Origin of the sequence: Vagococcus coleopterorum, assembly GCF_011303955.1 — a bacterium.
Taxonomy (GTDB): Bacteria; Bacillota; Bacilli; order Lactobacillales; family Vagococcaceae; genus Vagococcus_D; species Vagococcus_D coleopterorum.
Map to the genome: position 1 here is coordinate 1,331,459 of NZ_CP049886.1, position 26,356 is coordinate 1,357,814.

26 protein-coding genes are annotated in these 26,356 nt (G+C 34.0%); 8 read left to right on the plus strand and 18 right to left on the minus strand.

The window, feature by feature from the left end; all coding sequences use genetic code 11:
• Positions 1-25: 25 nt before the first annotated feature.
• Positions 26-475 carry a hypothetical protein gene (locus tag G7081_RS06695; protein ID WP_166008162.1) on the minus strand — a complete coding sequence of 150 codons (450 nt, stop codon included), beginning with the start codon at positions 473-475 and terminating at the stop codon, positions 26-28.
• Positions 476-602: 127 nt separating this feature from the next.
• On the opposite strand from G7081_RS06695, the gene G7081_RS06700 reads away from it, so the two are divergent.
• Positions 603-1,568, plus strand: a complete 966-nt coding sequence (locus G7081_RS06700) for an FUSC family protein (RefSeq protein ID WP_166008163.1) — start codon at positions 603-605, stop codon at positions 1,566-1,568.
• Positions 1,569-1,585: 17 nt separating this feature from the next.
• Here the strand turns inward: G7081_RS06700 and G7081_RS06705 are convergent, their stop codons facing one another.
• The 7 genes from G7081_RS06705 to G7081_RS06735 all read right to left on the minus strand — a co-directional run bounded on the left by G7081_RS06705 (position 1,586) and on the right by G7081_RS06735 (position 10,712).
• Entirely contained in the window at positions 1,586-1,789 is a 204-nt protein-coding gene (locus G7081_RS06705) for a hypothetical protein (protein WP_166008164.1), read from the minus strand.
• Positions 1,790-1,877: 88 nt separating this feature from the next.
• Positions 1,878-3,542: an LPXTG cell wall anchor domain-containing protein gene (locus tag G7081_RS06710; RefSeq protein ID WP_238786674.1), complete on the minus strand. Its 1,665-nt coding sequence runs from the start codon at positions 3,540-3,542 to the stop codon at positions 1,878-1,880.
• Between the two features lie 170 nt (positions 3,543-3,712).
• Entirely contained in the window at positions 3,713-5,017 is a 1,305-nt protein-coding gene (locus G7081_RS06715) for a hypothetical protein (RefSeq protein ID WP_166008166.1), read from the minus strand.
• Between the two features lie 123 nt (positions 5,018-5,140).
• Positions 5,141-5,860: an epoxyqueuosine reductase QueH gene (locus G7081_RS06720; RefSeq protein ID WP_166008167.1), complete on the minus strand. Its 720-nt coding sequence runs from the start codon at positions 5,858-5,860 to the stop codon at positions 5,141-5,143.
• A 103-nt stretch (positions 5,861-5,963) separates the two neighbouring features.
• Entirely contained in the window at positions 5,964-7,694 is a 1,731-nt protein-coding gene (locus G7081_RS06725; protein WP_166008168.1) for a MucBP domain-containing protein, read from the minus strand.
• Positions 7,695-7,821: 127 nt separating this feature from the next.
• Positions 7,822-9,402 carry a MucBP domain-containing protein gene (locus tag G7081_RS06730; RefSeq protein ID WP_166008169.1) on the minus strand — a complete coding sequence of 527 codons (1,581 nt, stop codon included), beginning with the start codon at positions 9,400-9,402 and terminating at the stop codon, positions 7,822-7,824.
• A gap of 128 nt (positions 9,403-9,530) precedes the next feature.
• Complete coding sequence (locus tag G7081_RS06735; protein WP_166008170.1) at positions 9,531-10,712, minus strand: multidrug effflux MFS transporter; 1,182 nt, start codon at positions 10,710-10,712, stop codon at positions 9,531-9,533.
• Positions 10,713-11,119: 407 nt separating this feature from the next.
• Between G7081_RS06735 and G7081_RS06740 the strand changes: the two genes are divergently transcribed.
• The gene (locus G7081_RS06740) at positions 11,120-11,281 is read left to right on the plus strand and encodes a DUF5993 family protein (protein ID WP_166008171.1); all 162 of its coding nucleotides are present in this window, start codon (positions 11,120-11,122) and stop codon (positions 11,279-11,281) included.
• 11 nt (positions 11,282-11,292) lie between these two features.
• Entirely contained in the window at positions 11,293-11,889 is a 597-nt protein-coding gene (locus tag G7081_RS06745; RefSeq protein ID WP_166008172.1) for a disulfide bond formation protein B, read from the plus strand.
• 37 nt (positions 11,890-11,926) lie between these two features.
• Here G7081_RS06745 and G7081_RS06750 read toward each other — a convergent pair whose 3' ends face one another.
• Genes G7081_RS06750 through G7081_RS06770 form a run of 5 tightly spaced genes read right to left on the minus strand, consistent with a single transcriptional unit; the run spans position 11,927 to position 16,805 of the window.
• Positions 11,927-13,402, minus strand: coding sequence for an MSCRAMM family protein (locus G7081_RS06750; RefSeq protein WP_166008173.1), 1,476 nt, complete (start codon positions 13,400-13,402; stop codon positions 11,927-11,929).
• Between the two features lie 16 nt (positions 13,403-13,418).
• Positions 13,419-14,414, minus strand: coding sequence for an acyltransferase (locus tag G7081_RS06755; RefSeq protein ID WP_166008174.1), 996 nt, complete (start codon positions 14,412-14,414; stop codon positions 13,419-13,421).
• The gene (locus tag G7081_RS06760) at positions 14,395-15,324 is read right to left on the minus strand and encodes a polysaccharide deacetylase family protein (RefSeq protein WP_166008175.1); all 930 of its coding nucleotides are present in this window, start codon (positions 15,322-15,324) and stop codon (positions 14,395-14,397) included. The genes G7081_RS06755 and G7081_RS06760 overlap by 20 nt, the downstream gene beginning before the upstream one ends.
• Positions 15,305-15,580, minus strand: a complete 276-nt coding sequence (locus G7081_RS06765; RefSeq protein ID WP_166008176.1) for a hypothetical protein — start codon at positions 15,578-15,580, stop codon at positions 15,305-15,307. The genes G7081_RS06760 and G7081_RS06765 overlap by 20 nt, the downstream gene beginning before the upstream one ends.
• Position 15,581: 1 nt before the next feature.
• Positions 15,582-16,805, minus strand: a complete 1,224-nt coding sequence (locus G7081_RS06770) for a glycosyltransferase (protein ID WP_166008177.1) — start codon at positions 16,803-16,805, stop codon at positions 15,582-15,584.
• 272 nt (positions 16,806-17,077) lie between these two features.
• On the opposite strand from G7081_RS06770, the gene G7081_RS06775 reads away from it, so the two are divergent.
• The 5 genes from G7081_RS06775 (at position 17,078) to G7081_RS06795 (ending at position 21,999) form a co-directional block, all read left to right on the plus strand.
• A complete protein-coding gene (locus G7081_RS06775; RefSeq protein ID WP_166008178.1) occupies positions 17,078-18,520 on the plus strand; it encodes a helix-turn-helix domain-containing protein in 1,443 nt (480 codons plus the stop codon).
• Complete coding sequence (locus G7081_RS06780; protein ID WP_166008179.1) at positions 18,517-19,020, plus strand: hypothetical protein; 504 nt, start codon at positions 18,517-18,519, stop codon at positions 19,018-19,020. Before G7081_RS06775 ends, G7081_RS06780 begins: the two co-directional genes overlap by 4 nt.
• A 150-nt stretch (positions 19,021-19,170) precedes the next feature.
• Positions 19,171-19,659, plus strand: a complete 489-nt coding sequence (locus tag G7081_RS06785; RefSeq protein WP_166008180.1) for a PTS sugar transporter subunit IIA — start codon at positions 19,171-19,173, stop codon at positions 19,657-19,659.
• A 119-nt stretch (positions 19,660-19,778) separates the two neighbouring features.
• Positions 19,779-21,320 (plus strand): glucose-specific PTS transporter subunit IIBC, encoded by a 1,542-nt coding sequence (gene ptsG / locus G7081_RS06790; RefSeq protein ID WP_166008181.1) that lies wholly within the window; start codon positions 19,779-19,781, stop codon positions 21,318-21,320.
• Position 21,321: 1 nt separating this feature from the next.
• The gene (locus tag G7081_RS06795) at positions 21,322-21,999 is read left to right on the plus strand and encodes an N-acetylmannosamine-6-phosphate 2-epimerase (protein ID WP_166008182.1); all 678 of its coding nucleotides are present in this window, start codon (positions 21,322-21,324) and stop codon (positions 21,997-21,999) included.
• Between the two features lie 41 nt (positions 22,000-22,040).
• Here the strand turns inward: G7081_RS06795 and G7081_RS06800 are convergent, their stop codons facing one another.
• The 5 genes from G7081_RS06800 to G7081_RS06820 all read right to left on the minus strand — a co-directional run bounded on the left by G7081_RS06800 (position 22,041) and on the right by G7081_RS06820 (position 26,329).
• Positions 22,041-22,838: a MurR/RpiR family transcriptional regulator gene (locus tag G7081_RS06800; protein ID WP_166008183.1), complete on the minus strand. Its 798-nt coding sequence runs from the start codon at positions 22,836-22,838 to the stop codon at positions 22,041-22,043.
• A gap of 230 nt (positions 22,839-23,068) precedes the next feature.
• Positions 23,069-23,509, minus strand: coding sequence for an Rrf2 family transcriptional regulator (locus G7081_RS06805; protein WP_166008184.1), 441 nt, complete (start codon positions 23,507-23,509; stop codon positions 23,069-23,071).
• A gap of 19 nt (positions 23,510-23,528) precedes the next feature.
• Positions 23,529-24,338: an MBL fold metallo-hydrolase gene (locus G7081_RS06810; RefSeq protein WP_166008185.1), complete on the minus strand. Its 810-nt coding sequence runs from the start codon at positions 24,336-24,338 to the stop codon at positions 23,529-23,531.
• 27 nt (positions 24,339-24,365) lie between these two features.
• Entirely contained in the window at positions 24,366-24,926 is a 561-nt protein-coding gene (locus tag G7081_RS06815) for an NADPH-dependent FMN reductase (RefSeq protein WP_166008186.1), read from the minus strand.
• Between the two features lie 23 nt (positions 24,927-24,949).
• The gene (locus G7081_RS06820) at positions 24,950-26,329 is read right to left on the minus strand and encodes a multicopper oxidase family protein (RefSeq protein ID WP_166008187.1); all 1,380 of its coding nucleotides are present in this window, start codon (positions 26,327-26,329) and stop codon (positions 24,950-24,952) included.
• Between the last annotated feature and the right edge of the window lie 27 nt (positions 26,330-26,356).

Sequence of the window (26,356 nt, forward strand, 5' to 3'; positions counted from 1 at the left end):
AAGACTCCCACTTGGGAGTCTTTTTTTAATAAACGAAACGTTCGTAAGGATATTTTTTATTAAATCGTTCTTCGTAAGCCTTGGAAATAAAATCATGCCAGCTATCTGAACCTTCTTGCCCTTCTAAATCTAGCATACCTGGGATTTTATAATAAAGGCGTTCTTGTTCACTGAAGAATAAAATTTCAGTTAAGTAGTCATTTTTATTTTCAAACCCCATAAATTTATCAACTTCTGCAGGATCTAAATGAATAAAGACTCCATAATCAAGGTTGGTACTATCTACGGTTACGTAATCCCCGTCTTGCGAGCCTTCTCCACCGTGAATGACCTCAGGATATATCTCACTTAGTTTTTCTGTTAAAAAGTCTGAAAGCGCCTGACGATTGGCTGTGTATTCCGCTACTTCCTCATCAGGAATAATCCAACCCCCAATATTCTTACCGCCTTCGTACTCCATTTCATTTTCTTCCATGGAAAACACCTCGTCTCTTTGAATTGATTTTAGTATAACACCTATAAAATAAAAGCCAAAATTTCTTGCCCTCTACTTTTGGATGTGATATATTGCTCTACACTTAACTTTTTTGGAGGAAACATAATTGAAAGACATCACAAGAAAATCGTTACTAATTAATCTCATTCAAACCATTGGACTTATTTTATTTATCAATTTTAGTACACAGTTATTTGGCGCTCAAGAAGCATTAACTAGTGTCGCAGCCGTTACCGCCATTTTAATGTTCATCTACATTCCCCTACCCACTTCAGGACTCGACGGAACACTATTAACTAGCATTGGCTTCTTTACATGCGGAACCCTAGCTTCACTAAACTTGGTTCTACCTGTCCTTATCATGTTACCTATCAATATCATTAGTATTCTAGCATTAATGTTATTATTCGGACGTCCCTTTCAATACAAATTTTACATGCCTTTTATATTAGTCTATATTTTCTCATCTACGACTGAGGTTGCTAACTTCAAGCTATCTACCAGATTACTTTACCTTAGCGTCGCTTCAGTCATCATTGCGATTATTTACTTCGCTCGCTATTTTAAACAAAAGAATGAACAACATCTATTGCGATTAAACAATTGTTCTCAAGAACTTCGTCACGCCTCACTTGTGATAAGTTTAGGTGTTAGCATCGCTTTATTGGCAATTGATTTCTTTGATATTACAAAGGGTATGTGGATCTGTATGACTATCATGTCACTAACACAAATTGAAAGTCACCACACTAAAACTCGATTCAAACACCGGATCATCGGAAGCTTAATGGGAACTATGATTTATTTAATTATCTTTAGCTGGCTTGTCCCTAGTCAGTTTCACATTATAGTTGTCTTGTTAGCTGCTTATATTTATTCATTTATAGATGATTATATTATCCAAATGATATTCATTACAATGAATGTCTTATATGCAGCTGGTGAAATCTTTAGTTTTAACGAAGCATTTATCACTCGTATTAGTTTTATTCTACTAGGCAGTATATTAGTTGCTGTACTAACTTATTCACTTCATTATTTACAAGAAATAGTAACTAAAAAAAGAGCCTGACAAATGTCAGGTTCTTTTTATTTGTATGGATAGAAAATATAAACTAAAACAAGTCCTACAAGGAATAAAACTGCTCCAATCAATAGAAACGGTTTTGTCCAACCATCCCAGGCTTTTTTATTTGTCAAAGCACGCAAACGGAAAATCCCACCAGATAGACCCAGGAATGCAAAACCTAAAAATAAAACTGCAATTGAAATTAAAAATAATGTTTGTTCCATGTAACTAACCTCCCCAATTGTTTTTATTAGTATATTATAGTAACTCTCTCGAATCAATAAAAAAACCTTCACAATGTGAAGGTTTCGTTTAATTTACTTTTTTAAACTTAATAACCGCAACACTAACTACTAATAACACACCGATTGCTGTCAACCAAACTGCTGCTTTCTCACCAGTTTGTGGCAATGTTGGTTGAATTGGTTCTGTTGGTTCTGTTGGTTCTGTTGGTTCTGTTGGTTCTGTCGGTTCCGTTGGATCTGTTGGATCTGTTGGATCTGTCGGATCCGTCGGTACCGTTGGATCTGTTTTTTTATTTGGAATAGAAATAGTGACTAATCCTTTATCATCTTTAGCTACTGTTACTTTATGAGGTGTCGCATCTAATTCATAACCATCTGGCGCTTTGGTTTCAACTACTGTGTAATCACCATAAGGAATGTTTTTAACAGAGCCTTTACCATTTTCTTGCGTCACAATATGAGCAACAACTTTACCCGCATTATTGATAATATCAAATTCTGCACCAGCTAATAGTTTTTGTTTATCTGCTGAATCGTGTTTTAAAATTTCTAAGATACCAGTTCCAACATTCCCACCAATTGAACCTTCACCTTCAATAACGTCATTATGAACTTCAACTTCTTCAGTTTCAATGTTCTTACCTGTCAATTTACCACTATTATAATAGATACCAGATTCTCCGCCATCTGTCATTTCAGTATGGTATGAAATTTCAACAACAAAGGCCTCAATACCATCTTTTACATATGGTAAATTTCCAAGGTTAATTATGAAGCCATCTTCTGTTAAAACAATTTGAGATGAATCTACATCCTTCACCGCAACAAATTCATTGTTAGTATCATAATAGCCGTATTTAGCATATATTTCACTTGCCAATTTTTGATTAGGTCCTAAAGTATCTGTATACACTGCATCTTCAATGACTAATCCTTGTTGATTAATCTTTACTGACCAATCTAATTTATTGCCTTCAATTTCTTTTCCAGTTTTATTTAGCAACTGACCTTCACCAATGACTGGAGGTCCCACAGTAATATTACCAGTTCCATTTTCAATAATAGGATACTCTTTACCAACTTCAATATTTTCAGTGTCCCAACGGGTTTCAAACGACAGTTCTCCTTTAATATCATTCCCAAAAACATCTTCAGTAAAAGTTATTTCAACTTCATTACTTCCTGGTTTTATGACTGCTGTTCCTATTTGGTTACCATTTTCATCATAAATTGGAAAGGTTGCTTCTGCTTTACTATGTTCTAGCTCTTTGGGAAATTTTAAAGTTAGCTTGTCACCTTTTTTAATCTCACCACAATTGGAGAAATTTAAATCATATTCCATTTTAGTCTTCTCATATAGACCAATCGTATCACCAGGCTTTACAGGTACCCATTTACCATTTTCATCTTGTTTCATTAAGGTTTCCTTCACCTCAACACATTCAGATAAATCTCGACCGGGTTCCGTATCATATTCCTTTACTACCATACTATTATCTTCGGCTTCATTAACAAGTGCATTTTTAGAATCTGTTTCAGTTACAACTGCTACGGAGTCGTTCTGATCAATTAATTCTTTATCAATGTTAGCAATTACTTCTTCACTAGGCTCAACAATTTGTTCCAAACTAATCGTTTGATTTTCAATAACTTGTTCTTCTGCAATCCCTGTTGTACTTAATGAGATTAAACTTCCCATCATTAATAGCATTGCTAACGAACTTTTTAACATTTTTTTCACGTTTTCAACCTCTTTAATTTTCAATTTCAATCAATATTTTTATTAATAAAGCACATCTAGAACTCTACCGTTCATTAATTATATAACAAATGAACAGTGTTGATTATTTTGTTTTGCATAATTTGTTACAAAAAAAATAAAACCTTCCAAAAAGAAAGGTCTTATTTCTTATGTAGTAAAATTTGAACTAGCCATGTTAAATAATTTTTTTCTGTAATTTCATTAATATAGTTTTTTAATAAATATTGTTTCTCAATTGGTTGATCTTCTTGGAAACGATCTATGATGTAAGCATCTGCTTTACTTCGATCAAGTACAAATTCAAAGCGATCATGGTTAAAGTTATTGATAATTGAATCTTTTACTAATAGCTCAAGGAACGGTGACTCTTTAATTGAAACATAAATAGTTATTTTAGGCTGTGGCATTGTGGCTTCTAAAATCGGATTAATATCAGCTAACATCACTGAATATACTTCTTTGTTCTGATTAAAAACCGGCAAATCTTTTGATTTTTCAATAACCTTAAACAATTTATTGTCTATTTCAGCTTCATCACTATTATGTAGTTGATGATAAAAATCTAGATGACCTTTTAAAATATCAATGGAGTCTTTTGATTGTCCATATAACATAATAAACATTACTAGCGAATAGACATATATTCCATAATCACGTTCAATAATTTGAGGATACTCCGCCTCAAAATTCTTTATCAAGGTAACCAAACCTTTTATTATTTGATTATCTAAACGAAGTAACTTATCGCCAATAACATAACTTTCTGCAATCCCATGATGATCATTGTAAAAATAGCTACATAACATCACATAGAACTCTTCTCTTGTCTTAACTTCGGGAGCAATAATTTGCAGTAACTCACTGCTGTCCTTATCTAAATTTAACGGTGTATCACTTTGACTTCGAGCAATTTGTTTCAATGCTGCTGAAATCGGAAGAACTGGTGTCAACGGCGTTTGTTTATACCACATCAAAATAAAGAAATAGAGATTAAATGGTTTTTCTGAAACTAAATTAACCTGTCCTTTTTCTAACTTCAGCTTTATACCATGAGCTATGAACGAAGGGAATTTATTCATTTTATCAATCATCGAATAAATATATGGTGTTGAATATTGAATTTCTTTTTCTAAATAGGGAATGTTTGTATTTCCCTTAACAACAATTTCTTTCATCGTGAGATACATGGCACTTTGTTTTAAATAATCACTCCAAATTTTATTTAAAATTAAGAATTTCATATTCGTTTCGCCGACAAATACAAAGTGGACATTACTAAAATCAAAATAATTTTCAAACCCATTACGTTTCAGATCTTCCATTAGTTCATGGTAATCTCGATTGGCTTTTTTTTCAGTTGATTTAGAAAAAACTGAAAGCCCTAAAATATCATTTAGGATATTTAATTTTCTAACATTTTTTTTGGATAAAAAATGAATGAACATCTTACTATATCCCCCGTTTCTAATAGACTAATATTATCAAAGAAATCCTTACAATTCAATTAGACCAGGTTAATTTACATTTTCAGGGAAGTTTGTTTGATGGAAAAATGATAACTCACCCTTTCATTTTTTTGCCAAAAATAATTTTGCGGCACGATCTGTCTCTTTTAAATCAACACCTTGCTGACGAGCTGCAAAGACACAGCCACAGTAACATTGACGATAAATATCATACTCATTACACATATCGATTGAACGTTTGTAACCATTATTCTTTTTGAAATCACTCGGCAAATAATTAACATCATAGATCTTTTGAATGTCTAAACCAATCTCATTTATTAGCTGACTGTTTTTCTTAGGTGATAGTGTTAACGCACTTCCAAAATAATCAAAACCAAATTCTAACGCTTTTTCAGCCACAATATCTAAGCGCATTTGAAAACAGGCTGTACACCGTTTTCCACCCTCAGCTTCATTTTGCAGTTGTTTAGCCCCTACCATTCTCATAAATTCATTTGGTTCATATGGGGATGACATAAATCCTACAGTTGAACCTGTTCTCTTGTTGAACTCTTCAACAAACTCTTTTTGAACCAGTTCACGGCGTCGGTATTCACTTTCCGGGTGTATGTTTGAATTAGCAAACAAAATCGTCACGTCAGCATATTCTACTAAATATTCTAAACTATACGTACTACATGGGGCACAGCAACTATGCAGTAAAATGCTAGGTCGAGTTGTTTCTGCTTCCCAATTAGCTACTAGTTTTTGTAAAATGCGATCATAATTTACTTTTTGATTGGGTTGCTTTTTATTTAATATCTCTTCAACATTTTGCATAACAGACTCCTTCACAAGATTCATTTCTTCTATTATACACAATCTAAGGTTTTTAGTATGATATTATTTGGTATGAAAAAAGCCCCGCTTACGCGGAGGCTTTTTATAAATATTTACGTCTTGTTACGAGTCCACCAAACAACACGATGATTCCGACTAAACTTAACCAAATAGATGATTGTTCATTGGTTTGAGGTAATGTTTTGACATCCTCTTTATTTGTTTTTTTATGTGAACCAACATCATTGGTGTCGTTACCATTGTTTGTATTACTTCCATTGTTTCCGTTGCTACCGTTGTTTCCGTTGTTTCCATTATTTCCGTTGTTTCCATTATTGCCGTTGTTTTCCCCAGATTCCTCTTTCGTATAAACAAAGGTTACTTCAAGAAGTTCGTTTGTTAGCTTACCACTAACCTCACCTTTTACTTCTTTAAATGTATAGTCCTCAATTGTTTTTTGTTCTGCTGTGTAGTCATCACCTTCATTACCAGTTAATAATACATCATCAACTAGTTTCGTTCCTTTAGTATCAACATATGATACGTTAACACCTGGTGACGCGACAGGATTTTTTGTATAAACGTAAGTCACCACATCTTCTTTATAAGTTAAGCGACCTGATTCTTTACCTGCAACTTCTTTTAAAGTATAACCTGGGATTTCTTTGGCTTTAGATGTATAATCCGTCCCAACATTTCCTTCAAATTTTTCTGAATCTGAAATGCTCGTTCCAGCTTCATCCTCATAGTTAACGGTTGTCCCCGGTGAAGCAGCATTCTTCAACCAGATATATGTATCCGCATCTTTTGAGCCATCGTAATTAGTCATAAATTCTTCAGATGTCCAAATATTATCACCTAGTGGTGTCTCTTCTGATCCACCAGCAAGATTAATCCACATGCCTGTATAACTATTGCCTGAGTTGTAGTTTCCTAATTGGGATTTCTTTAAACTAGTTTTGGGTCCTAACGTTAATGCTTTTACTTCTACTTCATCTCCACCATACCCATTAAGCATATCCGAAGTATCCGCATTCAACGTGTCAAATGAACTTAAATCTAAGTGAAACAAAACAGAACAGTCTGAAAACATCCGCCCCATTGACTCTACATTAGAAGTATTGAACGAGCTTAAATTTATGTCACTTAAAGCATAACAATAAGCAAACATATTATTCATATATTTAACATTCGCTGTATTAAAATTTAATAAATCAAGACTTTTTAACTTGTCACTGTCAGAAAACATTGAGTTCATATTGGTGACATTAGTTGTGTTAAAGTTTGATAAATCAAGACTTTCTAATTGCTTACACGAATTAAACATATATGACATATTAGTGACATTACTTGTATCAATTTTATTCATTCCTATAAAAGAATTTAGTTTTTCCAGATCTTGAAATAAATTACTTGAGTCATTCGGAAATTTTACATTATCTCCAAATTCAATTATTTGAGCCTTTTTTACCTTCGATGGCTTCTCATTACTTATTGTCCCTTCACTAACAATGACTTTATTACCCTCAACTACGACAGAAGCAGTTCCCCATTTAAGTTCATCATTTTCACGTACACCTTGCGATGTAGTGGAATCAATTATTTCACTTCTATTATTTGTTTCTGTAGTTATTTCTTTGCCACTTTGATTCGTACTCTCTAACAAATCTGAACTAAACAGATCAATCTCATTTGTATCAGATACTAACTGCCCTTCAGTTGTTTCGTTTGCATTATTTTCGATAGTGATTGCCTCATTTAGTTCAACGGCTAAACTAGCCATAGGTTGCCCTAACATGGCACATGCTAATAATAAATATCCGTATTTTTTCATATTATTTCTCCTTATATTCCGTCTTCTCCTTTATTATAGGAAATATCACACTTAAAGATTGCTCCAATTTTGAATTAGTCTTATCAAAAAAGTAGCAATAAAAAAGCCCCGCTTACGCGGAGGCTTTTTATAAATATTTACGTCTTGTTACGACTCCACCAAACAACAGGATGATTCCAACTAAGCTTAACCAAATAGATGATTGTTCATTAGTTTGGGGTAATGTTTTGATATCCTCTTTATTTGGTTTTTTATGTGAGTCCCCGTCACTTGTCTCGTTACCATTGTTTGCATTACTTCCATTGTTTCCGTCGTTACCGTTGTTTCCGTCGTTACCGTCGTTTCCGTTGTTTCCATTATTGCCGTTGTTTCCCCCAGATTCCTCTTTCGTATAAACAAAGGTTACTTCAAGAAGTTCGTTTGTCAGTTTACCACTAACCTCACCTTTTACTTCTTTAAATGTATAGTCCTCAATTGTTTTTTGTTCTGCTGTGTAGTCGTCACCTTCATTACCAGTTAATAATACATCATCAACTAGTTTCGTTCCTTTAGTATCAACATATGATACGTTAACACCTGGTGACGCGACAGGATTTTTTGTATAAACGTAAGTCACCACATCTTCTTTATAGGTTAAGCGACCTGACTCTTTACCTGTGACTTCTTTTAAAGTATAGCCTGGGATTTCTTTGGCTTTAGATGTATAATCTGTCCCAACATTTCCTTCAAATTTTTCTGAATCTGAAATGCTATTACCTGCCTCATCCACATAGTTAACAGTTGTCCCCGGTGAAACAGCGTTCTTCAACCAAATATATGTATCATGATCTTTTGGTCCATCGTAATTAGCCATAAATTCTTCAGATGTCCAAATATTATCACCTAGAGGTTTCTCTTCTCCGCCGCCCGCAAGATTAATCCACATACCAGCGTAGGTATCATCACTTGGTGCTGATGGTAATTCAGTTTTTTTCATTTTAACATCTGGTCCAATTTTTATTTTTTTTAAGTTTGTATCTTCAGCAAATGCTCGTACAAAACTTTCATCCGTCGGAACACTTAACGTACTTATATCCAATTCTTCTAGCTGCTTACTTTTCATAAACATTGCTTCCAAATTACCATCACTTACATTTTCCGTATTAAAACTACTCAAATCGAGTACCTTAAATTGAGTATTAAAAAATATTTTGCTTATCCAAGTGACATTAGATGTATCGAACTTACTTAAATCAACGGTTTCTAACTTGCTTTCATAAAACATTTGATACATTTCTCTTGTTTCAGAAGTATCGACATTGTTAAATCCTTCAAAAACTGTTGCTTTTAAATCTTGGAATATATAGGTTCCATCTTTTTCAGTTTTCACACCTGGTTGAAAAATGATTTTTTCGGCATCTTTAATTTTTTGTCCTTTAGACTCCCCTAAAGTCCCAGCACCTACGGTTGCAATTTTTCCATCAGCTGAAAAAGTAACTGGAGCAGTCCCCTTTCCCCATGTTTCAGCATAAGGAGTAGCACCTCCATTATCCGTTGTTACAGCATTTTCTTCTGCCACAACTGGCACTGTCGGGTTACTGATTTCCTTTTCTTTTGGTGTCGATTCAATACTTTCGCTCGTGATTTGCTCATTTAGATCAACGGCTAAACTAGCCATAGGTTGCCCTAACATGGCACATGCTAATAATAAATATCCATATTTTTTCATATTATTTCTCCTTATATTTCGTCTTCTCCTTTATTATAGGAAATATTCTGTCTAATGAATGCTCCAATTTTGAGTTAGCCTTCTCAAAAAAGGAGTAATAAAAAAAGCCCCGCTTGCGCGGAGGCTTTTTATTTTAGATAGCGTTTTGCTAGTAAATAACATATCAGTAAAACCGCAATAAAGTATAGTGGCATGCTTAGTAGCGAACCTGTATGCAACAAACTCATTAAGAAGGTCATCAGGCTAACTAGTAAGTAGTACCCTAAACTAAAGATTGCACCTGCTGTTCCTACCACATCTTTGAAATCAACTAAAGCTAAACTTAGGCAATTAGGTAATGCAATCCCTGTTCCGATTAACATCACAAAGACTGCAATAATGTACGCTGCCATTTGTAGCGGACTTGCCACAGAACTCATAGCACTGACACCTAATAGTAGAAGCGCACCTACTAGGGCTATGCTTAAACCTAAACGAATAATTTTTTCAGGATTCATGTGGTCTAATAATTTTTTAGAAATTAATGAACCAATCACTGTTGCTAAAGCAACGGCAATTCCAATAAATCCATAAGTTGATTGGCTTAAGCCAAAATATTCAATAAAGACAAACGGCGCTTCAGCATAGTAACTGAATAATAAGCCATTGACTGCACCGATTAAGAATCCAAAAGTTAACACTCGTGAATTACTTAAAATGCGTTTAGTCACCGCCATGATTGAAACAGTTTGGCGATTTTCAACTTTAAACGTTTCCGGTAAAGCTAAGTAACTATAAATAAATATCGCGACACTCATCACAACTAGTGTGAAAAAGACAGCTCGATAGCCCCAATTTTGACCGACAAACCCACCAATTAATGGACCAACGGCTGGTGTAAAGGCAAGTGCTGCTGAAATTTGGGCAAACAAACGGTGGCGTTCATTACCATCAAAGCTTTCACGTAAAATCGTTTGGGTTGTTATTGACCCTGTACTAGCACCAAAAGCTTGAATAAAACGAGCCACTAATAATGCCGTCATTGAACCTGATAAATAACACATCAAGCTGCCAATTCCATATAAGACAATCCCTAAGTTCATAGCATGACGACGACCGATACGATCTGAAAGCCAGCCCCAAGTAAAGACACCAAAGGCAAAGGCTAAGAAATAGATACTTAATGTTAATTGTGCCGTGCTCATTGATGTACCATAAGCTGTGGCAATTTGTGGTAAAGATGGTGTAAAAATTGTTTCACTGATTTGAGGAAATCCTACTAATAAGATTAGTAATAGCACTCCTGGTTTTTTTTCGATGTTTTTTCTCATTTTTAAAACTCCTTATTTATTATAATGCGAAGAAAAAACATCCTTTACAGGGAAACGGTGGAATCATGACCTTAATCCAATCATAAGTAGTCATAAACTCACCCCTTTCGAATTGATTGCCTTAATTATAAAAGATATGCTCTCGCTATTGCAAGAAAATAATACATTTTGTTTGGCCTATCTCATCTATCCATAAGAAAAACCACACGAAGTATTATTTGTGAATAATAACACCTGGTATACAAAATAAATAGAACACTTATCTTTCCCACGCTACAAACAAGTGCTATCATATTGTTTCACGAAAATAACAAGAAAAATAACATAGGGTATTTACATCACAAACAATTAGTTGTAAGATGAGAATGTGAAAGACATCACAACAAGTTTGTTAGGAGGAGATTTTTTTGGATATTATTATTTTATTTTTAATGACTGCACTATTTTATATGTTGATTGTTAAGAAAGACACTTCATGGAAAATGATTGGCCTTTGGTTCATCATCTTCATTTTAAGTTTCATCTTATTCAAATTACACGCAACAAGCGAATTACCATTTAACTTTTAGGAGGAGTACTCATGTCAAAATTTATTAAAGAAAATATTAAATTCTTAGGGTTCTGGATGGCCGTGGCAATGGTTGCTGCTTACATTTTAGTTCTTGGTGGAAGTATGGGAGCACAATATATCATCGGCGAAATGCCTTGTCCCCTATGTGTGTTACAACGTTACAGCATGATGTTAGCGGTCATTGGACCCATCATGATTATCATTTCATCTTTAAACGGAACAATTACAACAACTAAGTTTGCAGCTGGTTACGGTTTATCAATCATCGCTTCATTAGGTGGTATGTTATATGCTGGACGTCAAGTTGCTTTACACTTACATGATGACGGTTTTGGTGGAGCTTTCTTAGGCTTACACTTCTACACTTGGTCATTCATTACTTTCGTTATTGTTATCTTATTTGCTGGTATTAACTTAGTCTTCGCAGATAAATTAACACCGCCAAATGATTCAGTAACACCTTTCGTCTGGATTGCTAAAGCTGTTATCTACGTATTCTTTGCAATGGTAGTTATCAACTTTATCTCAATGATCTTCCAACAAGGATTCAACTTCTTGTTACCAGATGATCCAACTCACTACCAATTATTCGATTTATTTAAATAATTAAAAAGAAAAAGCCCCGCTTATGCGGAGGCTTTTTTTATTTATCAAATAGTTTATAGCCTTTGGGGGCTTTTGTTTCAATAATTTCGTACTTGCCATAAGCTAACTCATCCGACCAGTATTCACCATTTTCATCTGTCTTAAACTTAGACAAGACATCCCCATTCATATTTTTCAGAATGAATTCGGCCCCTTCAAGTCGCTTACCTGTTTCGTTATCAAATTTCACAACATGAACAATCCCCTTGTTTTTTTTCGCTTTATTCTTAATAATAAGGTTAACATTATTATTATTTTGAGACAGCGTGAATGAATAGGGATTTTTTGAAATCTCATAACCATTTTTGGTATTTTTTTGAATCAATTGATAATCTGAATATTCTAAATCTTTACAAACTAATTTTCCATCTTGATTAGTTTTAAGCAGTTCTCTCTCACCAGTCGACATATTCACCAATTCAAATTCAGAAACTCCCAACCTCTTATTTGGTTTGGCTGCATCTACAACTTCAACTGTTAATTTTGTCTGATTTAATGGATTATAAATTTGACTTTGGATGAACTTCTTCTGATTATGTCCCCATCCCAATAACACATCATTATGATAAGTTGGGACTTTTCCCATACCTGATAAATTTGTTTCATAGGTTAGTAATAAATCTGCTTCGATTCTACCAATCCAGAAAAAAAAGACTTTGTGATGTTTATTTAAAATACCCGTAGTATCTAAATCTTCAATCACATCATATGAACCATCATCATGATATTTTACAAATTTGGCAACTAATGACCCTTCTACAAATTGTTGGTATCTACCTAAGAAATCTTTTATAAAACTTGCCTCTGAACAACCATCCTGTGGTGATACCTTAATAGTCCAGAATGCTTTTGAACCTTTAATTTCACCTGTCTTACTAATTGCTAATCCTTCATCCGAGGACTCTTTATCATCTTCAGTATCATGATCTGTCGTTTTCAAACTTTCAACAATAAATACTACTAATGAACTTTTTCCAAATAAGGATATGTCCAGTTTCGTTTTCATTTGATTTATATTACTAGGCTTTGTTATTTCAATTGGCAATACTATTTCACCATGATACGATTCACTAAGATCGCGTTTGTTGTCATCTAGAGTAAGTTCCAATCGACCAAACTCCTCATTTAACTCCAAACTAGCAATTTTATCCCCATTTTCATCAAGCAACTCACTAGGAGCCGAATTGACTTTTAAATTGTCTGGTATGTCCCAAAAGAAATGTCTCAGATTCTCCTTTGAGTTATCTGATGAGATTTCCCACTTTAGCAAAAGTTCTAGAGGCGTATCTTTCTCAATACTATCCCCATCCTTTAAAAATTCACCACTATCAATCACTCTCAACTTTGCGTCTCTTATAAATTCAATGCCATTCACTTGATCATCATTAGCAAACACAGTTGTGTAGGCTAATGTTATGGTCATAGATAATAGCATTGTCCCTGTCAATATTTTCAAAAATTTTGAATTCTTCATAGTTGAAATCACCTTTCTAACTTATTAACTTAATTTTTCTTAGAACTATTGAAATCACTAACGAACCAATATAGACAAGAATGATTGGAATAAACATTAGCATTAATTGATTACTATATTTTGGAATAAGCTCTTGAAACTCAGTATAAACAACGCTATCAAAGACATATGATAACATATAAATTGCAAAACTGTACTTAGCTAAATAAGCACATACATTTGACAACTTGTTTGGAACATTTATTTTAAGCAACATTAAAAAGAACGCTACACTTACAATATACACTTGATAGCCAAAATAATCATTATACGAATCCCAATGGAATACACTTCCGTAACTGACAACGATATTATGAACGCTTGAAATTATCATCCCTACAATAAAAAGGGGAAATACTTTTATTGAGCGCAATTCTTTATAATAAGACTTTATGTAAACCCCTGTAAAATAAAAAGTTATTGGATATAAGCTAGTCCAAAAACTCGGAAAAACTGGTAGAACTGGATTTAAACTAGGTAAAATCGTTAAAAAGATTAAAGTTGCTAGTAAAGCATTGTGCTGCGCTCTATTTTTAAGGTTTTTCCAAATTAAATTTAAAAATGGAATTAGTAAGAATAAACAAATATACATTTCAACATACCATGAGTATGGACCAGTTGAGAAATCAAAGATACCAAAAATACCACTGACAATTGTTTGACTCTCTCCTAACAAATATACTCTAAAAAGATAGATGACTATTGATATCACAAGATAATCTCTCAAGAATACGCCTAATCGCCGATAAAAACTAAGTGTCAACACTTTTTCACTCATTAAATAGCCAGTTATTAAAATAAATAATGGAACACAAATTATCGCAAACGTTCGAATAACTGTTGAAACAATTGTTGAGGGTGATTGAATGGTTAAATCGTAAAATTCAGTATTTAAAAAGAAATGAACAGTTATTACTAAAATATTTGCTACTACTCTGATCAAGTCAATATTACTATTCCTTTTCATCTTCATCTAATACATCTCCTGATTCCCAATATTTTTCTAAATTTTTCCAGCTTTTTTCTGTCACAACAACGCGCGGAACTTTATCTTTAGAGGACTTATTCGTAACCAGTCCATTTTCTAAGGTATAGATTCCCTTAACACCCTGATCTATTAAATAAGCAGCCTTATCCTTTGGAATTGCGCCATACGGTGGTGCGTAATAGACTGCATTTGCTTCTAGTTTGTCTTTTAATTTTAGTTTATTTCTTTTGTAATCTTTTTTAAAATCAGACATATTATTTTTTTGCATTAACATTGGGATGTTATTTTCCTGATAATGCATATCATCTGTATGCATACCAATAGTTAATAAATCTTTATTTTTTATATTTTTTATTTCTTCCCATGTTGCCATTTGAGAACCCGAGTTATAATCCCCTGTTGTATTAGAAATAATAAAACTTGTATATGGTAATTTAAATTTTTCTAGAATTGGAACAGCGTTATTCAGCATAGAAACATCTATATCGTCAAAAGTGATGACCACATACTTCTCATCTATCTGTTTCTTTTTTAATCGGGAAGCCAGTTCATCCATAGTAATAACTTTTATTTTATTTTTCACGAGGTATTCCATCTGTTTTTCAAACTCCGTGCTAGAAACATTGAAACTATGCAATTGAGAATTCTCCGATAGTTCTTGTCCAATTGAAAGTACCTTACTTGGTTCTAATATTCGATGGTAACATAGCACAACTGCACCAACTCCATCTCCTTCAAAATCACCATAGCTATCATAAACTTTGTTGCTTACATTGTTATTTAATTGTCTTTGTTGTTTATCTTGTTTAAAAAATAAACCAGCAACACCAAACACCAAAATAAGCACAATTAATAAATAGTTTATTTTTTTATATTTAAGAATTCTGTTTAACATACTTCATCCCCCCACATATAAACAACACAAAGACTAGCATGCCCAACATCTGAAACACATCAATCAATAAGCTAACATCAAAATTTAACAATAAATATAAAACAACCAATTTATCTGAGTAAATTTTTGAAACAAAACCAATTGAAATAATGATAATACTTAATTGAATAAACCAAACGCCTAAAAATATGCTTTCTTCAAAAAACTTTCTACTGACCTTTCTTTTTTTTCTTTCAACCATATTTAAATCGTTCATTTTATAACCCCCTATCTGAACTTTCCCATTTCCCTTCATCTGTTCCCTTTAAAAAAACTACATATTCTGATGCCACTGATGTGACTAAATTTACTAACCAATATACCAATAGATAGATTGGAAAAACTAATTTATCGCGAAACGTCAATTTATCATCTGTTTGACTAAATAATTGCCCCATTCCAAATTGAAGAACACCAATAACAAAGAATAATAATAGGATATTACCATTAAATTTAAAGTCCTTAAAAATAATCATATTAACAAAATAATTCACTGTTGCTATTATAAATAACCATGACCAGACGTGACTGGCTACGTTCTCAAGAAGCATCATTTTTTTTGACCAATCAAAACTTCTTATTTTTTTCATATTTTCAATACATACTTCTAAGCCACCAATGGCCCAACGTTTTCTTTGCCTATATAGACCTCTAATAGTATCTGGGACTAAAATCCATGTTGTTGCACGTGACTCATAGCCCACATCCCATTTATTTTGATAAAGTTTCCAAGTTGCATTTATATCTTCTGTCATTGTTTTTTCATCAAAACCACTAATCGTTTCCAAGGCTTTGGTTCTATAGGCAACAATGACGCCAGACACGGTCATAATCCCGTTGAAGAAAAAATTTTGCGCCTCTTTAATATTGCCGATTATCCCCAAATACTCCATTGTTTGTATTCTTGCCAACATTGTCGCTCTATTACGCACGATCGGTCGTCCTGTAACTGCACCAAGTTTCGGATTACTTTCTAATCTATTAACTAGGTAACTAATGCTGTCACTACTGATCATTGAATCCGCATCAATAACAACAACGTAGTCTGTTTCAATAAGTTTTAACGTGTAATTTAACGCTTTGGCTTTACCACCATTAGCAGGTAAAGCAATAACCTCAATTTTTTGTTTTCCCAAATACTTTTCTTTTAATTCATACATCTTTTTCAAGGTCTGATCCGTACTACAATCATCAATCAAATAAATAATAATATTCTTATATTCGATTTCATTCAAAGAAGACACTACTGCTTTAATGTTAAGTTCTTCATTGTAACCTGGAACTAAAATTGCCACAGATGGTTCGATTTCATCCTCAATCTTATTTGCTTCTTTTTCCAAATATTTTGTTTGGAGCTTATTTAGCAAACTACCTGTAATCCAAAAAACTGACAATATTATCGGATACCCAATGATGTAAAAATTAATTGCTTCTATAATCAATCCCTTTCCCCCTTTGTAAATACTCACACCTGACATTTTTAATCCCAAATGTTTTATTTTGTCATATGACAAGAAATTATTGACCTATTTCAATCCGTCACAAAGCAATTTTATACTGTTTTTCACTAAGAAAGATTTTCATTTTGTATTTCGTGTCTACGTTTTTTGATAAAATAATAAAAAACACAGACATGTTTTTTCTACTCTGAAAAAAAGAACATATTCGGTGTTATATAATGGGTATTATTTAGAATATAAAAGGAGCGAAGCATATGATAAATTTACTAAATGAGCATATGAATCTTAAATTAGACTTATTATATTATTTTGAAAAACATAATGATAATCTCATACCTCAATGGCAGATTGAGGAGATAACCCACCTTTCCTCATTCAAAACAATGAACCTAATCGATGAGTTAATTACTGATTTATCACGTTACCCTGAAAGTGCAATTATTTTAGACAAAAAGAAAATATACTATATTAAAGGCATAACCAATGAAGTCATCAATCATTTAAGACTGACTTATATTCAAAATTCTCTTCATTTTCAAATTTATATGTTTTATTTTCGTGGTGGGCATAACTTAAAAATACTTAACCATGAGTTAGGCATAAGTAACGCCTATTCATATAGTTTGATTAAGGAAATCAACAATGAATTAGCAACATATGATATTAAAATTAATAACCAGCAACTCGAAGGTGATGAAAAAAAAATCAGACTTCTTACATTTGAAATGCTGGCTTTCTACTATAAAGGCATAACATTTGTACACGATGATCCTATGGTGACAAAATTTGAAAAACGATTGCTACCTTTTATTAAATACTTAAATATCACCATTACACCTAGCACCTCTTTTCAATGGCGCTTATTTATTGAATTAATTTATTATCGCTTATCACAGGGAATGTGTGTCTCTACTCCCACAATAAGAATTGATGAAAGTGATGATAAAACTATAGAAATACAGCGATTAAATGCTATTATGTCTCCAATCTTTAAATCAACGTTCCACCCCCTGACGGAAGAAGAGTTTAACAATGAGTTTTACTACTTAATTGAATTTCTTTTCTCAGAGAACCTTTTAATCGATCAAGATATTTTTACACCTGATTTATTTTCTGATTCAGTTATCAATCCAATTTCAAGTTTAATTAGTAGTATCCAAAAATTTAAACAAGATACCGGTTTAACTGATGAGGTTATTACCACATTAAAATATGAACTGATTCCTGTATTCTTCAAGTTCTATCATTTTTCTTATAAAAGCGATAGTTTTAATGCAACAGACCATCTTGGCATTTTTAAAAATCTCTACCCTGATGCTTCATTAATTGTTGAAGACTTTTTTGAAAAACAAAACTGGAATATGGATTTACCTAATAATATTCAACTATATTATGATTGCATGTTTAGAATTATCAATTTTGTTCCTCAGTCAGTTTTGGAAAGCCCGCTTTATATTTGTGTGGACTTTTCTAGGGGGCCTGTATACTCTCAACATATAAAAAATAATATTAACGCATTCCAATCATTACACATTGTCTTTGAAAAGAAGATTACAGAAAAAACCATGCTCTATATTTCTGATTTCTCAACCTATGATTATGATATTCCACAAGTTATCTGGAAAGCTCCTCCAACAATAAATGACTGGGATATATTAGGTCAAACTTTAGTCGACATGAAAAGAGGATCTTTATGAAGAAAATTATTTTAGGTTTAATAATAGTCGGATTTCCTACAACAAGCGAGGCAATCACATTTGACTTAAATTCAGATGAAATAACAATTTCAGTTCCAGGTAACCCAAAACCACATGAAGCTTCCCAAAAGGAGCAACCGAGTGAGCATGCAGAGCCAGAGGCTAAGAAGCAAAGCCAATCTGAACTACAACCTGAACCATACAAACCTAATACAGTTTATACAGCTCCCATCTATCCAGATGATGAGGCTAAGCAAACCACTCAACCTAAAAAAAAGAAGTCAATTATTCCAAAAGAAAAGCAGCCGCTTGAACCGACTGATTTAGAACCTAAACATGAACGTAATAAAAAGTGGAATAAACAAAGTGCGATTCCAAACAAAATGCCTGATGTAATCAATTATAAAAAGAAAAATATTCTTCCGCCTCCTACTTCATCAGACTCTGAATTATATTTAGGACAATTGATGTCGACTCTAGCTACTACGATCAATGCTTGAATCAACATAAAAGCCTCCCCTTTTGTGGTGGCTTTTTATGTTGATTGAAATGAAACTTTTCTTTTTTTCTTGTTAATCGCTTTCATTTGCAGTAAAATCAAACTCGAGTTAATTAAATAACTAGTTGAAGCTAGCTTAGGAGGATTTATTATGTTCAATTTTTTAAAGAAAAAAAATACCGTTGATGCGTTTCACAGTGTTGCAAATGGTACCTTAATTCCAATGAGTTCTGTGGAAGACCAAGTCTTCTCAGCAAAAATGTTAGGTGACGGATTTGCCGTTCGCCCAACTGATAACAATGTCTTCGCTCCTGTAGCCGGAACAGTAACAAGTGTTTTTCCAACACAACATGCAATCTCAATTACCACTGATAGTGGTTTAGAAGTTCTAGTTCACATGGGCTTAGAAACTGTCGCACTAGATGGCGTGCCATTTAACGTATTGGTTTCTGAAGGACAAGTTGTCACTCCAGAAACACAATTAGCTACAATGGACTTAGAAGAATTGAAAAAAACAGAAACACTTTCAACAATTGTTGTTGCTATTACTAACATGGATAAGGTTGCATCAATGACTGACGCAACGGAACAAGCTATTGCAGCTAGTGCCCCAGTTTTAGAAGTAACTCCAACTAAATAATCACCTGCCCCGTTCTTTATTGAACGGGCTTTTTTTATACTTTATTATGAAAACGATTGCAGATACTTTTTTCATGTGTTATGATTTGTTTGAAAAAAATATCAAAAAGGAGATTCAAAATGAAAAATTTATTTGAAAAAGCGCAACAGTTTGGTAAATCATTCATGTTGCCAATCGCAGTTTTACCTGCTGCAGGGTTATTATTAGGGGTTGGTGGAGCTTTCTCTAATCCCAATACTATTGCAGCCTACCCTGTCTTAGATGTGCAGTGGTTACAAGCCATCTTTAGTGTGATGTCAGCAGCTGGTAGTATCGTATTCGGTAACTTACCTGTCTTATTCGCTGTTGGTGTGGCTGTTGGTTTAGCTAAATCTGATAAAGGTACTGCGGCTTTAGCTGCCTTACTTGGTTACTTAGTAATGAACGCAACAATCGGATCAATCTTAGGAATCGCTGGTAGCCTAGCAGATCCTAGTGACTTAGCTGGTGCTGGTCAAGGTATGGCTTTAGGAATTCAAACCTTAGAATCTGGTGTCTTTGGTGGTTTAGTTGTTGGTATTATGACAGCTTACCTACACAACCGTTTCAACAAAACTGAATTGCCTCAGTTCTTAGGTTTCTTCGGTGGTTCACGTTTCGTGCCAATCATTACAGCTTTCGCTTCAATCATTTTAGGAACAATCATGTACTTTGTCTGGCCAATCTTCCAAAGTGGCATTTTCAAAATTGGTGACGTGGTAAATGCCACTGGTTACATCGGTACATTCTTCTACGGTTTTATCTTACGTTTATTAGGTCCTTTCGGATTACACCACATTTTCTACTTACCTTTCTGGCAAACAGGTCTTGGTGGAACATTAGAAGTTGGTGGTCAAGTCTTACAAGGAACTCAAAACATTTTCTTTGCACAATTAGCTGACCCTAACACAACGGCTTTCTTTGAAGGGACGTCTCGTTTCATGTCAGGTCGTTTCATTACCATGATGTTTGGTTTACTAGGTGCTGCCTTTGCCATTTACAAATGTGCTAAACCTGAAAACAAAAAAATCGTTGGTGGTTTAATGTTAACCGCTGCTTTAACATCATTCTTAACTGGTATTACTGAACCGTTAGAATTTTCATTCTTGTTCGTTGCCCCAGTCTTATACGTTGTCCATGCTTTCTTCGATGGTTTAGCATTCATGTTAACTCATATTTTAGAAATCACAATTGGTCAAACCTTCTCTGGTGGTTTCATCGACTATATTTTATTCGGTGTCCTACAAGGAAATGATAAAACAAACTGGATCCGTGTTATCCTAGTTGGTGTGCCATGGTTCTTCTTATACTTCTTCACATTCAGTTTCTTAATCAAAAAATTCAACTTCAAAACGCCAGGTCGCGAAGAAGTTTTAACAGAAGATGTTCCACTTGCTGGTAATGCTAGCGAACGTGCTCAAGCTATTACTGAAGGTCTTGGCGGCTTAGACAACTTAGACACTGTTGATTGTTGTGCAACTCGCTTACGTGTGACAGTTAAAGATGGTGAAAAGGTTTCTGAGGAAGCTCTTAAAGCCACTGGTGCTAAAGGTGTTGTCACTAAAGGAAACGGCATCCAAGTTATCTATGGACCACAAGTAACAATTATTAAAAATGAAATTGAAGAATTGATGGGTGAATAATATGTTAGACAAAATTAAAGGCAAGCTTGTTGTTTCTTGCCAAGCTTTAGACAATGAACCACTACACAGTCCCTACATTATGTCTCGTATGGCTGTAGCGGCTCAAGAAGGTGGCGCTGCTGGTATCCGCTCTAATTCAGTTGTTGATATCAAAGCTATCAAAGAAGAAGTTGACTTACCAGTTATCGGGATCATTAAACGTGATTACGATGACTCAGACGTCTTCATCACTGCAACAAAAAAAGAAATCGACGAATTAGCAACATCAGGTTGTGAAATGATTGCCCTTGACGGGACATGTCGCAAACGTCCTCATAACGAAGACTTAGCTGAAGTTGTGGCATACGCTAAAGAAACCTACCCTAACATTTTGTTAATGGCAGATGTGGCGTTAGTTGAAGAAGCAAAATACGCTTCAGAAATCGGTTTCGACTGTGTTTCAAGTACTCTAATTGGTTACACTAAAGAATCAAGTCATTTAGATGTCTCAGCAAATGACTTTGCTATTCTAAAAGAAATGCTAGAAGTTGTGACTGTTCCTTTAATTGCTGAAGGTAACATCAACACACCAGAAAAACTAGCACGCGTAATGGACTTAGGTGTTCACAGTGCCGTTGTGGGAAGTTCAATCACTCGCCCGCAACTGATTACAAAAACATTTGTCGATGCCATTCAATAAAACAAAAAAAGAACCTAGCTTTTGCTAGGTTCTTTTTTTATTTATAAAACATCTAATGTTCGACTGCGCTTAGCGGCATATTCTGCATGACTTAGTAAACCATATAATAAGGTATCTAAAATAAAAATATTGGTAAATTGACTATTGATAAAGCGTGGATCATCAATCGTTTCTAAACTTGATGTAGCAAGAAATAAATCAGATATTTTAGCTAACGTACTGTGCGTGCTATTCGTTAAAGAAACGACTGACACACCATTCGTTTTAGCATATGTCACAGTATCAATAATCGCTTGCGTTTCACCTGAATTAGAAATACAAATCAATAAATCTTCCGGCTCTAATAAGACTGCACTCATCTTCATTGCATGAGGATCACTGATACAATCAACCACAAACCCCATACGAGCAAGGTGTAACTTGGCTTCCATTGCCGTTAATCCTGAACTTCCAATCCCAACAATTAAAATCTTACGTGCTTGTTTAACCAACGTTTCAAGCTTCTCAATCATTCCTTGATTGACTAAACTTTCAACCGACTGGAGCATCTGTTGGTAATAATTAGCAACTGGCGAATCCAATGGAACTTTAGGGTTTAGTTGTTTTGTACGCTCTTCTCTAATATAACTTTTCAACTCTGAGAAGTTTGTGTAATCCAACTTACGAGACAATCGTGTGACTGTGGCACTAGAAACATTCGCTAACTTTGCCAACTCTTGAATGGTCATTTGTTCCATCTGATCCAGATGTTTCAAAATGTATTCTCCTGCTTCACGCTCTTGCTTCGTCAGACTATCTTTTATATTAATATAGCGATCCGAATATGATACCCGATTCATACTGTACACCTCTCTACCTATATTCAATAAAATCATTATACCTTAAATATCAATTATGTGTATATTTCCATAAAAAGAAATAACAAAGGCGCCTATATCAAGCTAAGAGCCTTTGCTACTTGTCACTACTTAAAATCAATTGTATTTATGTATATAATTCGTAAAACGTTTTAGTTACACCTTTATCCACAAAATAGTTTATATCATTAACTCCTTCAAGTAGTAATTTTTCAGTTATTTGATATTTTTTCTTTCTCAAACTTAGCAATATTTTTAATCACATCTGCTAATGTAATAGTCTTTAATTCTTCATTTAGACGGTCTTCAATTTGACCAACATAGCCCTTTAATGACTCTTGTATGTTACGTCCAACTATACACTCTTGAGAAGTGTCTTCATGCAATAAAAAAATATCCCTTGGTGCTTCTACAGCCATATAAATTTGATATAACGTCATATCTTCTGGTTTAGAAGCCAATCGCGTTGGAACCGGACCAGGCGAACTCTCTATCAAACCACCCTTTTTCAATTGGCTCAATAGCTTCCTAACAAGTGCTGGATTAGTTTGAATACTTCCTGCAATCTCATCTGAAGTAATTCCCTTCTCCCCTTCTAAATATATTAACGTTAAGATATGGGTTGCTACACTTACCTTTGTTGAAAATGCCAATTAAATCACTCCTAATTTCTTATTGCCAATCCATTTCTCCCGTCACAACTTTCGCACTCAACTCAAGAGTTCCTTCAGACAATTCTGGGTAAGCTGATTTCATATCTAAAATAATGTCTCGACTAGTTGTAAAGTGTTCTTCCGATTCAATAAATCGTTTAATATAATCTAATGTAAATGTTAAGTTATCTTTTTCTAATTTGTTCCCATTACCAAAATGACCAGGAATCAGTGTCGTAATTGCTAATGTATGCAACTCTTCCAAATCATTGATCCAAGAATTTTGCATTTGAATCGTTTTAGTATCCGCCATAAACACATGAGTATCGGTAATGACAGTAATACCACCAATCAAAAGTTCTGCTTCTTTATTATACAAGGCAGTCCGTGATTTATCACGTCCAACAATCGAAAACTGTTGATCTTTGAAACCAATACTATCAGCTCTCTCATCTGGAATAATAATCGTTGTAGGCGTATTTTCTTTTAATACATCTTTCCAAACCATTAATTTATCATCAGCTGTTTCTTTAATACGTTTAATAGTTTCTGCTGTAGCATAACTTTTTACGTCAGGAAATACATCTTTAATAAATGGTAAGCCAAAATAAAAATCAGGATCACTATGTGTGATAAATACTTGTGTTAATTTTATTCCCTTATCAGTGACATGATCAATAATAGCTTGCGCATCTAATTTTGAAAATTGCGTATCAATTAAAAAACCTTCCCCATCTTTTTCAACTAATGTTGCGCTCGCTCCCATAATTGGGTCAGGAGTGAACACTGTATATGATAATCCATTTTTCTCAAATTCTTTATAAATCATAATTGACCTCCCCTTATCATGTATTAATTATTTATAGAATTGTTCTGTTAATGCAACGAATCCATCAATAATTGATTGTAGGAACGGAACCGTTCTCTCACTTGTTATACTGCCATCTTCATTGATAAATGATGTCACATTACCTAAATAAGCTTCTGGTTGTTGCATTGTAATCACATTTAAAAAGACTAATGATTGTCTTAAATGATGATTCGCTCCAAAACCTCCTGTTGCACCTGGCGAAGCTGATATAACTGCCGCTGTTTTACCAGACCATACATTTTCACCATAAGGACGTGACGCTACATCTAAAGCATTTTTTAAGACAGCTGGCATTGAACGATTATATTCTGGAGTAACAAATAAATACGCATCCATCGCTTTTACTTTTACTCTGAAATCTTCCCATTCTTTTGGCACATCTGTACCAGCATCTAAATCTTCATTATAAAATGGCAATTGGCCAATTTCTAAAAATTCTGCTTCATAATTTTCTGGTAATTGTGACGCTAATTTTTTCGCAATACTTTTATTAAATGATCCTTCTCTTAAACTACCTACGATAACACCAATTTTTCTTTTTTCCATTTTAACCACTCCTTAAATTTTATTTATTTTACTAAGAACTGCCCCATCATACCGTTGTCCTCATGTTCTAAGTTATGACAGTGATACATAAATACACCCGGAACTTTAAATTCAATTAATAGCTCAACTGTTTCTTTTGGCAAAAGACCAACTGTGTCTTTCCAACCTTTATCTGCTCCACTAACAGGAGTTCCATTTCGACTAAGAATTTGGAATTGCGTTCCATGGACATGAAATGGATGAATCATGCCACCCATCATGCTTGGTTCATTTATAATGCGCCAAACTTCAGGAGACTGAAGTTTTGTTTCAAAATTAATGACAGACATATCAAATTTTTCATTATTGATTGTGACCGTTTCACCCATACCAGCTAGTCGGAATTCTTTCATAGGTAATTTAGCTACCTCTTCATCAGATAAGCGTTTAATTGAATTTAAAGTTGTTGGCAACTCATTCGTTACAATCGGCATAGCAACTTGATTAAACTCAATTAAAGCATGGTCACCATTTAGCATGCTTATTGTATCCCCAACAGCTAACTGTCTCGTATCCATGACAATTTCTGCACGCTCTGCAGGAGTTAAAATCAACTCTGTTAACTCAACTGGACTCTCTAAAAAGCCACCATCTGTTGCAATTTGTTTGAACGGTATATTATCACTAAAGCTAATTCGATAATTACGTGAATTAGAACCATTCAATAATCTTAAACGGGTTAGTCCTTTTGTCAAATCAACATACGGATTAATTGTCCCATTTATTAGCGACGTATCACCTAACGTCCCATCCGCTTGATAGTCAGCTTGATAATCTAATTGACCATCGTCTGTGAAAGTTTTATCTTGAATAATTAATGGTATATCATCTATACCATAATCTTTGGGAATTAATAACTGGTCAGAATTGTCATCCTCAACATAGATCAGTGCTGCTAATCCCTCATATACTTGTTTAGCTGTTTTTTTATGAGGATGAGGATGCAACCAAAGTGTGCCCGCCTCTTGAATGACATTGAACTCAAGAATCTCTTCTTGGCCTGGCATGATTTCATGATGTGGGCCGCCGTCATTAGCTGCCGCAACTTCTAAACCATGCCAATGAAATGTTGTCGATTCATTCAACTGATTCTTTGCAATCAATCTCGTCTGTTGTCCTTTTCTCAATCGAATAACAGGTCCAAGAATAGATGTATTGTAGCCAGAAGTCATCGTTTTTTTCCCATCTAAAATATCTGTTTCCCCAATTTTGGCTACTATCTCATAGATAAGATTAGTGTCATCGTTTTTAATCGGGACTAACTCTTTTGGAATGTTGAGTTTACGTTTTGGCTGATTATGTTTTTTTAAGTCAATCGCAACCGGCATCCCCTTCATTTTATAAACATCATTGACCATTTCCATTTGAATCACCCACCTTATTCCACTTTC